Raw genomic sequence first — 13905 nt, forward strand, 5'->3', positions numbered from 1 at the left:
GCACCGCCTCTCCCGCCGAAGTGTGCGTTTAGGCGACTAGCCGCCGACTGTAGCGTTTCAGCCTCGCCCCGCAACGGCCTAATCCCCGGAGGGTGATTGCACTTGGGCGCCTTCCCACCCACCCGGCGGTCTCCCTCGCACCGTGAAACCCTACTGGCTAGTAGTCTTCGCTGAAACCAACCGGCTGCGCGACAGCCATGCCCCTGAGGGAGAGCCATGCCGAGGCGAATGACCGTGTCCGAGAGCATCGTGATCGCGCTGGATCCGCAGGCCATCTACCCGCATCTCAGCGATCCGACGCAGACGCCCCGCTGGAGCCCGGAGAACACCGGCGCCACCGCCGCGTCAATCGGGGCGAACGGGCTGGCAGCCGGAGCGACGTTCGTGGGACGGAACAAGCGCCACGGCTTTCGCTGGTGTACTCAGTGCACGGTCACCGCCGCTGAGCCCGGGCGGCGCTTCGCCTTCCGCGCCCACAAGATGGGGCTCGGCACGCCTCGAGTCTCGGCACCGATCGCGAGCTGGGAGTACACGCTGGAGACGGTCGAGGGGGGTACCCGGGTCACTGAGACCTGGACCGACGACCGCACGAAATGGCCCGACGTCATCGCCGCCGTCTTCGACCGCATCGTCACCCGGAAGAAGTCCTTCGCCGAGTTCAACGCCCGCAACATCCACATCACCCTGCGCAACCTCAAGACGACGCTCGAGCAACAGCACCGGGTCCCCAGCGCGGACGGCCGGGCCTAGACCAGTTCGCTGCCACCGTCGACGTAGAGAACCTGGCCGGTGACGTAGCCTGCCTCCTCCCCGGCCAGGAAGGCTGCGGCGTTGGCGATATCCGCCGGTAGCCCGCCGCGACGCACCGGCAGGGCGGCCGCGACCGACTCGCGCAGCGAATCGATTGTCATGCCGATCCGCTGCGCGGTGGCCGAGGTCATCGCCGTCTCGATGAAGCCGGGGGCGATCGCGTTCGCCGTTACCCCGTAGGGGCCAAGTTCGATGGCCAGCGTCTTGGTCAGCCCCTGCAGCCCGGCCTTGGCCGCCGAGTAATTGCTCTGCCCACGGTTGCCCAGAGCCGAGGTCGACGACATGCTGATAATGCGCCCGTAGCGCTGCTCGACCATATGCCGCTGCGCGAGCTGGCTGCAGATGAACGCACCGCCGAGATGGACGTTCATGACCGTCGACCAGTCGTCATCGCTCATCTTGAAGAGCAGGTTGTCCCGCAGAACACCGGCATTGTTCACCAGAATGTGCAGGCCGCCGAACTCACCGACCAGCTCGTCGACCACGGCCGACACCTCCTCCCGCCGGGTCACGTCGGCCCCGAAAGCACGGGCCGATCCGCCGGCGGCGACGATCTCATCGGCCGTCCGCTGCGCGAGTGCGGCATTGAGATCGAGCACACCGACCTTCGCGCCATCCGCGGCCAGACGCGATGCGACGGCGGCGCCGATGCCTTGCGCCCCACCGGTGACCAGTGCGACGCGATTATGCAGACCTGGCATGTTTTGCTCCTCTTCCAGTTTGTGACGGCCCTCAGTGAAACCGACCGCGCGTCGGCCCACCAGGGCGGGCAGCGGCGCCCTTGGACTTCTCGACAGCCTGAGAATCAGTCGCGGGCCGACTGGGCCAGCTCGCGAACCACATCGCGGAATTCAGTCAGCGTGCGTTCAAAGATCTCGGCCACCGACAGCACCTCGTCGATGCGACCGGCGACCTGGCCGAGCTGGGCCAGGCTCGACTCGAGGTCGCCTCCGTAGTACAGCGTGGTGACCTGGGCCAGCACCGAGATCACGTCCGGATCCTCCATGTTTTCCAGGCGATTGGAGAGCTCGGTGCGCAGCACCCGCATCGGCCGTCCAACGGCGCGGTTGATGAGGACGGTGTCGGTCTCGGCCGCGGCAACCACCGCCGCCTTGATGTTCTGATGCACAGCCGACTCCCGGGAGGCGAGCATGCGGGTGCCCATCTGCACTCCCTCCGCACCGAGAGCCAGCACCGACGCCAGGGAACGGCCGTCGACGATCCCTCCGGCCGCGATGACCGGGACGTTCACCCGCGAGGCCACCAGCGGCACCAGCACGGTGGTGGATACCTCACGGGGGCTCTTGAAGCCGGCCCCCTCGTTCCCTTCCACGATCAGCCCGTCCACACCGGCGGCGACGGCTTTGAGCGCGGCAACCAGCGACGGCACGACGTGATAGACGGTCAATCCGGCCGCCTTGAGCATCGGTGTGTAGGTGGCCGGCGAGCCCGCCGAGGTCGTGATGAAGCGGACACCCTCGTCGATCACCATGTCGATCACCCGCGGATCCTTGGCGAAGAGCAGCGGGACGTTGATTCCGAACGGTTTGTCCGTTCGCTCCCGCACACCGCGGATGTCGCTGCGAACCTCCTCGAGTGAGAGCGAACCCGGCACCAGACCCATACCTCCGGCCTCCGACACCGCCGCGACCAGCTCGGCCCGGGCCACCCACCCCATCGGGGCGGAGAGGATCGGAATGGAGATGCCGAGAGCGCTGGTTACCCTATTCTCAAAGTACATTCTGCGAGAATAGGGAGGCGCACCTCGTTCTCCTAGGGCGTTGCGGCCACGCGTTGTGCGATCTCACAGGCGAGTTCTCGCACGGCCGGCGCCGCACCAGCCGGTGTCAATCAGCTGGCGTCGATCAGCTGGCGTCGATCACCAGTTGGGCCAGTCGCTCGAGGTGCCGCGGCGATCCACCGAAGAGATGTCGATCGGCCGTGGAGCGTTTGAAGTACAGGTGCGCGGCATGCTCCCAGGTGAAGCCGATGCCCCCGTGTACCTGAATCGCTCCGGCCGTCACGTCGGCGGCGGTCTGCGAGCAGGCGACGTGCGCCAGGCTGGCGGCGATGCGGGTGTCGTCGACGGCGGCATCGAAGGCCCAACCGGCGTGATATGCGGCTGACCGGGCGTGCTCGACCTGCACGAGCATGTCGGCGCAGCGGTGCTTCACCGCCTGGAACGACCCGATTGGCCGACCGAACTGCAGCCGGGTCTTGGCGTATTCGACCGAGAGGTCGAGCATGCGTTCAGCCGTGCCCAGCTGCTCGGCGGCCAGCAGGGCCACCGCGCGATCGGTGCCTGATTCCACGGCTTGGCGCCCAGCCCCCGGCGCGCCGACGAGCCGGGCCGGCACCGCGGCGAAGTCGAGAACGCCTTGGCGCCGGGTCGCATCCAGCGAGCCCATCGGCGTGCGGCTCAAGCCGGGCTGCGTGACGTCGACGAGGAACAACGACTCGTCGGCCAGCACCAGCAGCTGATCGGCGTCGCAGCCGTCGAGCACATGTGCCGCGCTTCCCTCCAGGGTCCAGGCGGCAGCGTCCTGGTGAGCACTGACGCCCGACACCGCGGGCAGCCAGGCTCCGTGGCGATCGGTGGCGACTACGGCCAGCATGGACTCACCAGCGCAGACGCCGGGCAGCAACTTCTGGGCCAGAGTTACATCCCCGCTCGCCAGCAGCACCGGCACCGCTAATCCGGCCACGGCCAGAAACGGCGTCTGGGCCAGCGAGCGACCAAGCTCCTCGGCCACGAGCTGCAGTTCCACCACACCCGCACCTCCCCCGCCCAGCTCCTCCGGCACACCCAGACCGATCAGGCCGAGTTCGCCGAGTTCCCGCCAGCGCGCGCGGTCGAGTTCGGTGGCGACCGAGGCCCCCCGGGCCATCGACTCGGGCCACGACGTGGCGATCACCTTCGCGGCCAGGTCGCGCAGGGCCAGCTGCTCCGACGAGAATTCGAATTCCATAACCTTCTTCTCCTCCATCAGAACGTGCCGCCGTCCACGACTATGCGTTGATCGGTCAGGTACTGCGCACCCGATCCGACGAGAAAGCAGACGACGGCGGCGACGTCGCTCGGGGCACAGACGCGCCCGAACGGCGACTCCGCGTCGGCGTCGCGGATGTCCTCCATGCCACGCGTCGCCCGCATCATGCGCTGCCCCATGTCGGTGTCGACGAGGCCCGGAGCCACGATGTTGACGTGCACGCCCCGGTCTCGCTCCTCCATGGCTAGCGTGTGGGCCAGCGCCTCGACGGCGGCCTTCCCCATCGAATACGGTGCACCGCCGGCCATGTGATGTCGGGTGGCGATGCTGGAGATGAAGACGATGTCGGAGCGGGCGTTGCGGCGCAGATGCGGCAGCGCCGCGCGGCTGAGCTGGTGCGGCCCGACCGCGTGTACCTCCAGCAGTCGGCGCACCTCCTCGACGCTCGTGCCGGCCACGTCATGACCCCGACTGGCAATGCCCGCGTTGTGCACCAGGATGTCGAGCTGGCCGAAGTCCTCGACCACCTGGGCGATGAGGCGCTGCGCACCGTCGACGTCGGCGACATCGCTGCAGTAGGCCTTGCCGTAGGAGGGCAGCGCGGCCACGGCAGCCTCAGCCGACTTCACGTCCTTGCGGTAGGTGATCGCGACGGCCGCGCCGGCGGCCGACAACGCCTGGCTGATGCCGAGGCCGATTCCGCGCCCGGCCCCGGTGACCAGGGCGACCCGACCAGCGAGAGGAGCATCAGCCACGGGGCACCTCGCGCCACGGGATGCGAGTATCGACGCGGATGTCGCCGGGCAGACCCAGCACGCGTTCGCCGATGAGGTTGCGCAGGATCTCGGCCGATCCACCCTCGATCGTGTTCGCCCGGGCGCGAAGGTGCTTGCGCTGCAAGGGGGTCGGGTCATCGCCGTCGTCGTATTGCCGTTCGTAGGATCCGTACAGCGTCGCCTCCACACCCAGCAGCTCCATGCAGAACTCGTAGACGTGCTGGTTCAGTTCAGCGCCGTAGAGCTTGCCGATGGAGCCGCGCGGTCCGGCGTCGGCCCGGCCGTGTTCGGCGCGCTCCCGGTCACCGGAGAGGCGGTTCACCTCGGCGTCTACGAAGAGCTGGGTGAGCCGCGAACGTAGCGCCGGCGTGTGCAGCTCCGGGCGGGAACGCCACAGCTGGAACGCATCGGCGATGGTGCCGGCGTTGCGCACGCTGGAGCCGCCGCCGATCGCGTTGCGCTCGTTCATCAACGTCGTCATCGCCACCGACCAACCGGCGCCGACCTCGCCGAGGCGCCAGCCATCGGGGATGTAGGCCTGCTGCAGGTAGACCTCGTTGAATTCGGCCTCGCCGTTCATCTGGCGCAGCGGCCGCACCTCGACTCCCGGCGCCTGCATGTCGATGACGAAGTACGTCATTCCCTTATGTTTGGGCACATCCGGATCGGTACGGGCCAGCAGCAGGCCATACCGCGCCTTATGCGCCGCACTGGTCCAGACCTTCTGCCCGTCGATGAGCCAGCCATCCCCGCTCCGCACGGCCCGAGTGGCCAGACCGGCGAGGTCAGACCCCGCGCCGGGCTCGCTGAAGAGCTGACACCAGATCTCGTCGCAGATGTAGAGCGGGCGCAGCAACTTATGCTGCAGCTCCACCGACGCGTGCCCGACCAGTGTCGGGGCCGCCATGCCGTAACCCATCGGATTGAGCCAAAACACCTCCGGCCCGCCGGCCGCCTGCAGGATCGTGTCACTCACCGACTGCAGGCCGGGGGCAACACCCAGCCCACCCAACCCGACCGGGAATTGCACCCAGGCCAGTCCCGCGTCGAAGCATGCCTCGAGAAACTCGCGCTGGGAAACCTGCTCGGGTGGATACTCGGCGACCACCTGCAGTGCGGTCGAGCTCACTAACTCACGTTGATCCACGGTGCTGCCTCTCGTCATCGGGTGCCGGACACGGCGTCGGCCGGCACGGCATCCGGCACTCTGTCCGGCACGGCATCCGGCATTTTGTCCAATGCCGTACCCACCGCGTTGTTGAACAGCGCCGACCCGCTGAGTCCCTGACCACCGTCGACGATCACCTGGGCGCCGGTGACGTAGGCGGCCAGCGGCGAGCAGAGCACGACGGCCATCGCCGCTATCTCCTCCAACTCCGCGTAGCGCCCGAGCGGAACCATCGACGTCCAAGTCTCCTCCCCGGCGACGTCACCGAGGCGGCGCATACCCTCTGTCCCCGCGGTCGGTCCGGGCACGATGGAGTTGGAGCGGATGCCGTAGCGACCCCACTCCAGCGCCAGATTACGCATCAGGCTGTCGACGCCGGCTTTGGCCGCGCCGACGTGGGCCTGATAAGCGAAGGGGAGGTAAGCCTGGGCGGCGGAGACGAAGAGCAGCGCCCCACGGGTGCGACGCAACTGGTCGAAGGCGGCCCGGGAGGTGTTGAAACTCCCCAGCAGATCGATATCGACGACGGTGCGAAACCCGTTCGGGCTGAGATTCTCCGCCGCGGCCACGAAGTTGCCGGCAGCACCGCAGACGACCACGTCGGCGGGGCCGGCGCTCCGCTCGCTCGCGTCCAGGGCCGCCGCCAACTGCTCGGCATCGCGGACGTCGGCGACCTGGGTGAGCACACGATGTCCGAATCCGTTCAGCTGCTCGGCGGCACCGGCCAGCCGGTCGGCGCTGCGCCCGCAGATGGCCACGTCGGCACCGAGGGCGGCGAAGGCCGACGCGATCCCGAGATTGATACCGCTTCCGCCGCCGGTGACGAAGACGACTCGGCCGGCGAACAGGTCAAGCGGTAGGAACTTGGTTACATCCACGAAGCAGGCCTCTCTAGGGTGTATCGGTGAGCAGGGACGGGCGGGCGACCGCCAGTTTTGCCCGTACGGTTCGGGTGATCACGTCGCGTACGAGCGGGTTGCGGTAGTCCAGTGACCCCGACCGCAGTCGCTGGGCGAGCTCGGTCTCATCGGCACAGCCGATCAGCTCCAGGTCACGGTCATGGTGACGGGCCAGCTCCGGCCCGAGCGTGAGTTCGCGGCGGACGACGGCCAGCACGTTGGCCGACACCCGCACGTAGAAGCGCAGGTCGTCGTCGGCGGCCGGAAGCATCGATTCGGTAAGGAACTCCTCGACCGCGGCCAGCAGGTCGATCGCCGACGGCACGTCGTGGGGTGTCTGGCTCACGCGGTCGCCTCCAGCAGGGACCACTCGACTTCGCAGACGCGCCGACCGAGCGCGGCCAGCTCCACCGAGCGGGTGGTTCCGCGCAGGTGCCGCATCGTCTGTCCAAGGCAGATGACGCCCCAGCGCAGTGTGGCCAGCGCCTCGAACCAGTGCAGTTCCTCGACGCTGACGACCAGCCCGGTCTGGGCGGCGTAGGCATCCAGCAGCGGCTCGTACTCGCCCAGTCCGGCCACTGGCCGCGGGCCACCGAATCGCCAGCTCGAAGCGCAGAGCCATCCCAGGTCCTCGCGCGGGTCACCGGTATGGGCCAACTCCCAGTCCAGCACCGCGCGCAGCCCGGACTCGTCGACGATCAGGTTCCCGAGGCGGAAGTCGCCGTGCAGGATGACCTCCGGCACCGCAGCCGGGCGATGGTCGTCCAACCAACGCAGCCCCAGCTCGAAGGCCGGATGGGGTTGGCCATAGGAATCCAGCGCATCACGCCAGCGTGCGACCTCGTCACCGGCGGCGACCAGCGCGGCCGGCGCGTGGTCGAGGGGGATGCGGTGCAATCGGCCCAGCGCGTCGCCGAGCTGCGCCGGTAGTAGCGTGCGGGCGCGGGCGAGCTCCCGGTCGTGCAGGATGCGCTTGGGCAGCGTGCGGCCGTCGACGAACTCCATCAGCAGGAAAGGGGCGCCGAGCGTGGCGAGTCCGCTCTCCACGGCGTGTACCCGCGGAGCGCAGACGCCACCCGCGCCGGCGATCGAGAGCAGCTCGGCCTCGACATCCAGCGGGTGACCGGCTCCGAGGGTGTCGCCGTCGACTCGCAGCACATAGCGGGTCTCGGCGACCTCGACCAGGAACGTCGCCCGCGAGGCGCCGCCGGTGAGCCGGCGCAGCGTCACGTCGTCCGTCGGGTCGGCCAGACCCAGCTCCACCAACAGCTTGCCGACGGCCTGCGGCGACGGTGACGCCGCGAGGTCAGCGCTCATCGGGACGGTTCCTCGGAGCGGTTCCACGGAGCCTTGCCCTGGTCGGCCAGGATCCGGCGGGCCACCACCATGCGGTGCACCTCGTCGGGTCCGTCGTAGATACGGGCGTAGCGCGCTTCGCGATACATCAGATCAAGCGGGGTGTCCTCGGTGAGGCCGAGCGCCCCGTGCACCTGGATCGCGCGGTCGATGACGTTGTGCAGCATCCGGGCGCCCCAGAACTTGATGAGGCTGATCTCCACCGCGGCTCGTCCGTCGAGGTCGTAGGCACGGGCTGCGTCGAGCGTCATCAGCCGCGCCGCCTGGATCTCCGCCGCCGATTCGGCGATATAACGCTGGATCTCGCCCTTCTCGGCGAGGTAGGACCCGTGTGCGAAGCGGGACTTCGCCCGATCGCACATGAGCTCGAAGGCCCGCTGTGCCTGGCCGAGCCAGCGCATGCAGTGGAAGATCCGACCGGGCCCCAGCCGGCGCTGGGCCACCACGAAACCGTCGCCCCGTGCGCCGACCAGGCTGTCGACCGGCACCCGGACGTCGGTGAGGCTGATCTCGCAGTGGTCACCGAGCGTGGTGCCCATCGTCTGCAGAACACGGTCGATCTTCAGCCCCGGGGTGTCCATCGGGACGAGGATGGCCGACAGCGCGCGGTGTGCGTCGACGCCCGCGGGCTCAGTGCGGGCGAAGACGGTGGTGAATCCGGCCCGGCTGGCCCCGGTGGTGAACCACTTGTGCGCATTGACGACCCACTCGTCGCCATCCAGGCTGGCGTGGCTGCGGATCTGGGTCGGGTCGGAGCCGGCCACGTCGGGTTCCGTCATCGCGACACAGGGCAGCACGCGTCCGGCGACCATCGGGTCCAGCCACCGCTCTCGCTGGGCGGCGGTCCCGAATAGTTGCAGCATGATCGAGTCCTGCGTGGTGCTGGTTCCGGTGGCGAGCTGACCGAAGTAGGAGCGGCCGATGATCTCGTTCACCAGCACGTACTCCATGAACGGCAGGCCACCGCCACCGATCTCAGCCGGATGTCCCAGCGCCCACAGCCCGTCTCGCTGCGCGGTCCCCTGCAACTGGGCCATCGCCGCCTCGGCGGCCGGCCCTCCGGCCAGCAGCACTGATTCGGCCGGGATCACCGTCTCGTCGATGAACGCCCGCATCCTCGACTGCAGTTCGTTCATGCTCGTCGCCGCTGTTCGAAGGGCAGATTCTTCTCGGGATCGCTATCCCGGCTCAGCCCCAGCAGGCGTTCTCCGATGATGTTGCGCTGAATCTCCGACGTGCCGCCGGCGATGCTGATGGTCTTCATGGCCAGGAACTGCTGGACGGCATCCGGTGCCGGCCCACTCGTCGGCCAACCGACTATGGAGACCGGATCGATGTCACCGGCCAGCGTGCCGGCCCACTCATCGAGGTCAGCGTTGGCCAGCTTGCGTACCGACCCCTCGGCGCCGGGGGCCGAGTCCCCGGCTTCGGCGTGCGAGCGGATCGTCGTCATCTGCAGGACCTTCTCCGCCACATGCAGCCTTAGCAGTTCATCGCGCAGCACCGGTCGTTCCCAGGCTCCCGTGCGCTGGGCCAGTCCGGCCAGCGCGGCGGCCCGTCCCGGCCCGACCGACGGACGCCCGCTGATGCCGTTACGTTCGGACATCAGGGTGCTGATGGCCACCGCCCAGCCGTTGTTCAATTCGCCGAGCAGCGCCTCCGTGGGAACCACGACATCGGTGAGGAAGACCTCATTGAACTCGGCCTCCCCGGTCATCTGACGCAGCGGACGCGGCGTCACGCCGGCGGAGTGCATATCGAGCAGGAAGTAGCTGATCCCCTTGTGTTTAGGCAGGGTTGGGTCGGTGCGGGCCATCAGCAACCCGAAGTCGGAGATGTGCGCGAAGGAGCTCCAGACCTTCTGGCCGTTGACCAGCCACCCGCCCGCATCGTGCTCGACGGCCCGGGTCGACAGCGACGCCAGGTCCGATCCAGCGCCGGGTTCGCTGAAGAGCTGGCACCAGCGCTCCCGCCCCAGGGCCAACGGCGGGAGGAAGCGCTGCTTCTGCTCGTCGGTGCCCCACTGCAGAATGGTCGCGCCGGCGAGGGCCAGGCCGACGAAGTCGGATTCCGGCCGGCCGGCCCGGTGGTCGGAGAGTGCCTCGGAGACACCGGCGGCCTGCTCTGGGGTGAGACCCAATCCGCGGTATTCGATCGGCCAGGTCGGAGTCGCCAGGCCGGCCTCACCCAGTTTGACGAACCACTCGGCGCTGCGCTGCTCGTCGGCCAGGATCGCGTCGACGAGCTCCCACTGCCCCAGTTCGGAGGCCTGCAGCCAGTCCTCGGGGAGATTGCCGGCCAACCAGGCCCGAGCGATCGTGGCGATCTCGGCCGCCGACGCGGCGGCACCGATCTCGATCATGCCGATACCTCCTGCAGCAGAAAGGGTTCTAGCCGAGCTCGGTGCGCGGCCGGGTCACCCAGCAGGGCCTGGGTGGCCCGCGCGCGCCGCAGGAAGAGGTGGGCGTCGTGTTCCCAGGTGAACCCGATTCCGCCGTGCAGCTGAATCATGTCCTTCGCGGTCTGCAGGAAGGCCGGCCCGCAGTAGGCGGCGGCGACGCTCGCCCCCATCGCGGCTGCTTCGCTGCCCGGTTGCTGCCAGGCGGCCCAGTACACCGCTGAGCGGGCCAGCTCGACCCGGACCGCCATGTCGGCCAGCCGGTGCTTCACGGCTTGGAATGCCCCGATCTCGCGGCCGAACTGCCGCCGGGTGCGGGCATACTCGGCGGTGATCTCGGTGGCCCGCTCGCTGGCGCCGAGTTGCTCGGCGGCCAGGTAGATCGAGGAGTTGATCAGCATCTTCTCGATCGCCGATGCGCCGGCACCGGCGGCACCGATTCGGCGTCCGGGTGCACCGTCGAACTCCAGCGCGGCGATGGCGCGGGTCTGGTCGAGCACCGCCAGCGGGCTTCGCCGCACACCCTCGTCCGACTGGACAGCGAAGAGGGAGAGGCCGTCGGCCTCCCGCGCCGCCACGATCAGAACGTCGGCCTCGGCCCCGTCGAGCACCAGCGCCTTCGCACCCGAGATCCGTCCGCGGGCGTCAGCGGTCGCGCTCACCGCCGTGTTCAATGCCCGGTTGTCGAATCGTCCATCGGCCTCGACGACCGCCAGCGCCAGGGTCAGCTCGCCCTCGGCAACCGCCGGCAGCACCTCGTGGGCGTAGGCATCGTCATCGGCGGCCAGGATCGTCTGAACCCCGAGGACGGCCGTGGAGAGGAACGGCCCGCCGAGCAGTACCCGCCCGGTCTCCTCGGCCACGATCGCCAACTCGACCGGTGAAGCGCCGGCTCCCCCGAAGACCTCCGGGATGGCGAGGGACTGCAGCCCGGCCTGGCGGGCCAGGTCGCGCCACAGTTTCGGGTCATGACGGGTTCCGGATTCGGCGAGGTCGCGGGCGGATCTCAGGGACGCGCGCGCTTCCAGCATCCGTCGCACGCTCGATCGCAGGCTGCGTTGTTCATCGGTCCAGGCGAACTCCATGTGAATCAGCTTGGAGGAGCGGGCGTCCAGTTCCAACGCGCCGCCGCCGGGGCTTTGGACTGTTCGACAAAGGCCTGCCGTCAGGGCCTGCGGGCTCACTTGACGCCGGTTCGCCGAACAACGCACTATCGCGAAAGGTCGCCATAAACGTGGCGTCCGCGATGAAGGGAAACTCCGCCCATGATGACAGGCGAGGAATACAAGGCCTCCCTCAACGACGGTCGCAAGATCTACTTCGAAGGCCGGCTGGTGGAGAATCAGGCGACTGAGCCTGCCTTCGCGGTTGCCGTGCAGGCCACCGCCGACGGGTACGACAAGTACTACACATCCGAGCCGGGCGCGGTGAATCCGATGGTTACCGCGCCGCGCAGCCAGGACGAGCTGCGCAGCCGGATTCCGATCCTTGTCGAATTGGACCAGGCCCTCAACGTCACCTACCAGTCACTGATGACGCTGCTCGTCGCCGCGCCTCGGATCCGGCCGGTGTCGCCTGAACTCGCGGAGCGGATCGAGACGTATGTCGAGGACGCCAAGCTGCGCGACATCCGGGTCACCGAGTGCATCACCGACGCCAAGGGCGATCGCAGTCAGTCTCCGATCGGGCAGGAGGATCCCGACGCCTATGTGCGGGTGGTAGAGCGGCGCGAGGACGGCGTAGTGGTCCGTGGGGCGAAGCTGCACATCACCGCCGCCTCGCTCGGCCACGAGCTGATGGTCATGCCGACCAAGAAGATGAAGCCGGGCGAGGAGGAGTGGGCCATCGCCTGTGCCATCCCGGTGAACTCTCCGGGTGTGTCGATCATCAACACGACGAACGATCCACGCGGGCGTGACCGCCGCGACTATCCGGTCAGTGATCGGCTGGCCACCCCGGACGGTTTCGTGATTCTGGACGACGTCTTCGTCCCCTGGGACCGGGTCTTCCTGGACGGGCAGGTGGAGCATGCCGCCGTCTTCGCCCACTCCCTGGGACTGTGGGAACGTCTGGGCGGAACGTCGTTCATGTGCGAGCAGGCCGACGAACTGGTTGGCCTGGCTCACCTCATCGCCGAGGCCAACGGGCTGAGCAAGGTGTCGCACATCCGCGAGAAGATCGACGAGATGATGATCCACGCGACCATGCTGCGGGCCGGACTGGAGGCCGCACTCTCCAAGGCTCACAAGACGCCGGAGGGTTACTACTACCCGGACGAGCTGTACACCAACGCCGTGAAATACCAGGGCGCGGCGAACTTCAACATGATGGTGCGCCACCTGCACGACATCGCCGGCGGCGGAGCGATCACCGCGCCCTCCGTAGCCGACTTCGACAACCCGGCCACCGCGGCCTATGTCGAGAAGTACATGCAGGCGTACCCCGCCTTCTCCGGCCGCTATCGCACCCAGTTGTTCCATGCGATCCGCGACCTCACCGCTGACGCCCACGGCGGGTGGCACCTGGTCACCAACCTGCAGTCCGGCGGCGGCCTCTTCGCGCAGCGGCTGGTCACTCGCAAGCACTACGACATCGCGCGGGCCCGAGCGCTGGCCCTCAAGGTCGCCGGCATCAGCGGGGCCTGAGGCAGTCCGCACATCCAGCGAGCACATTTGCCCACCGGGCCGCACAATGTATCGGTGGACGGCCGGGGGCGTGCGGTAGGCGTTCGTCGCGGTCCGGTGCCGCTGTGGTCTGCGCTCGGCTTGGTGCTCGCCGCACCCGCGCTCACCTGGTGGGCGATCGGACCCATCGGCCGGCATTGGCCCGACCACGAGTTCGGGCCGTACCACGTGCCGCTCGGGCTGGAACGAACCGTCGGCGTTGCCGCCGTCGTGATCGTCGCCGCTGCGGTCGTCGGCATCGCGGGGTCCTACCGTGGCCACCGGTCTGCCGAACGAGGCCCGACACGCTCAGCAACAGCATTGCTGGCTGCGGCGGGTGCGCTCGTCGCGGCCGCGTGGCGGGAGGAGACGGCCGGAGTTGTCGGCGCCAACATCGGCGGTGGACTGCTGCTGCTGGTCGGCCCAATCGCCATAGCTGCGCTGCTGGTCGCAGCCGTCCGTCTCGAACACCGCGCCCGCGGCGTGACAATGCGCCACCCACGGCTTCTCATCTGCCTTGCGGCGCTCACCGCGCCGGTGTTGTTCGTCGTGCCCGTCGGTCTGACCTCCTACGACCAGACGATCGGCGTCATCAGCGATCACGAATACGCAACCCCGCAACCGGGCGACGCGCACAGCGAGGTCCGCGAGCGGCTCGGGCGGCCGCTGCGCGAGCCGGTTGACTGGCTCTTCGCGCCGACGCCGTCCGAAACGGCCTGCGAGTACTACGAAGGCCCGAGCTCGGGCATCGACCCGACGATCTACCAGTTCTGTTACCGCGATGAGCTTCTGGTATCCAAGCAGACCAGCCACGGCCCGCACTGACTCCCGCGGCAGATCGGCTC

Annotated in this window: 14 protein-coding genes; 3 read left to right on the top strand and 11 right to left on the bottom strand. The window is 68.5% G+C overall.

What is annotated here, in order from left to right; all coding sequences use genetic code 11:
* Positions 1-216: 216 nt before the first annotated feature.
* Entirely contained in the window at positions 217-750 is a 534-nt protein-coding gene (locus tag CPH63_RS18805; protein WP_096304308.1) for an SRPBCC family protein, read from the top strand.
* Here CPH63_RS18805 and CPH63_RS18810 read toward each other — a convergent pair.
* From CPH63_RS18810 to CPH63_RS18860, 11 genes are all read right to left on the bottom strand, one after another.
* Complete coding sequence (locus tag CPH63_RS18810) at positions 747-1511, bottom strand: SDR family NAD(P)-dependent oxidoreductase (RefSeq protein ID WP_096304309.1); 765 nt, start codon at positions 1509-1511, stop codon at positions 747-749. The two genes, CPH63_RS18805 and CPH63_RS18810, sit on opposite strands and share 4 nt — an antisense overlap.
* Positions 1512-1615: 104 nt before the next feature.
* Positions 1616-2551: a nitronate monooxygenase family protein gene (locus tag CPH63_RS18815; RefSeq protein ID WP_096304310.1), complete on the bottom strand. Its 936-nt coding sequence runs from the start codon at positions 2549-2551 to the stop codon at positions 1616-1618.
* A 124-nt stretch (positions 2552-2675) separates the two neighbouring features.
* Positions 2676-3779 carry an acyl-CoA dehydrogenase family protein gene (locus tag CPH63_RS18820; protein ID WP_172892241.1) on the bottom strand — a complete coding sequence of 368 codons (1104 nt, stop codon included), beginning with the start codon at positions 3777-3779 and terminating at the stop codon, positions 2676-2678.
* Positions 3780-3796: 17 nt separating this feature from the next.
* A complete protein-coding gene (locus CPH63_RS18825; RefSeq protein ID WP_197704445.1) occupies positions 3797-4555 on the bottom strand; it encodes an SDR family NAD(P)-dependent oxidoreductase in 759 nt (252 codons plus the stop codon).
* Positions 4548-5741 carry an acyl-CoA dehydrogenase family protein gene (locus CPH63_RS22835; protein ID WP_096304313.1) on the bottom strand — a complete coding sequence of 398 codons (1194 nt, stop codon included), beginning with the start codon at positions 5739-5741 and terminating at the stop codon, positions 4548-4550. Before CPH63_RS22835 ends, CPH63_RS18825 begins: the two co-directional genes overlap by 8 nt.
* Positions 5738-6622: an SDR family oxidoreductase gene (locus CPH63_RS18835; protein WP_096304314.1), complete on the bottom strand. Its 885-nt coding sequence runs from the start codon at positions 6620-6622 to the stop codon at positions 5738-5740. The genes CPH63_RS22835 and CPH63_RS18835 overlap by 4 nt, the downstream gene beginning before the upstream one ends.
* A gap of 13 nt (positions 6623-6635) precedes the next feature.
* Positions 6636-6989, bottom strand: a complete 354-nt coding sequence (locus tag CPH63_RS18840; protein WP_096304315.1) for a DUF6285 domain-containing protein — start codon at positions 6987-6989, stop codon at positions 6636-6638.
* Positions 6986-7960, bottom strand: a complete 975-nt coding sequence (locus tag CPH63_RS18845; protein WP_096305284.1) for a phosphotransferase family protein — start codon at positions 7958-7960, stop codon at positions 6986-6988. The genes CPH63_RS18840 and CPH63_RS18845 overlap by 4 nt, the downstream gene beginning before the upstream one ends.
* Entirely contained in the window at positions 7957-9135 is a 1179-nt protein-coding gene (locus tag CPH63_RS18850; protein WP_096304316.1) for an acyl-CoA dehydrogenase family protein, read from the bottom strand. The genes CPH63_RS18845 and CPH63_RS18850 overlap by 4 nt, the downstream gene beginning before the upstream one ends.
* Entirely contained in the window at positions 9132-10361 is a 1230-nt protein-coding gene (locus tag CPH63_RS18855) for an acyl-CoA dehydrogenase family protein (RefSeq protein WP_096304317.1), read from the bottom strand. Before CPH63_RS18855 ends, CPH63_RS18850 begins: the two co-directional genes overlap by 4 nt.
* Positions 10358-11518 (bottom strand): acyl-CoA dehydrogenase family protein, encoded by a 1161-nt coding sequence (locus CPH63_RS18860; protein WP_206745589.1) that lies wholly within the window; start codon positions 11516-11518, stop codon positions 10358-10360. Before CPH63_RS18860 ends, CPH63_RS18855 begins: the two co-directional genes overlap by 4 nt.
* A 144-nt stretch (positions 11519-11662) precedes the next feature.
* Here CPH63_RS18860 and CPH63_RS18865 point away from each other — a divergent pair, with 144 nt between their 5' ends.
* Positions 11663-13042, top strand: coding sequence for a 4-hydroxyphenylacetate 3-hydroxylase N-terminal domain-containing protein (locus tag CPH63_RS18865; protein WP_096304318.1), 1380 nt, complete (start codon positions 11663-11665; stop codon positions 13040-13042).
* A gap of 54 nt (positions 13043-13096) precedes the next feature.
* Complete coding sequence (locus CPH63_RS18870; RefSeq protein WP_157749653.1) at positions 13097-13885, top strand: hypothetical protein; 789 nt, start codon at positions 13097-13099, stop codon at positions 13883-13885.
* Positions 13886-13905: the final 20 nt, after the last annotated feature.

Source organism: Jatrophihabitans sp. GAS493 (assembly GCF_900230215.1).
Classification (GTDB): Bacteria; Actinomycetota; Actinomycetes; order Mycobacteriales; family Jatrophihabitantaceae; genus MT45.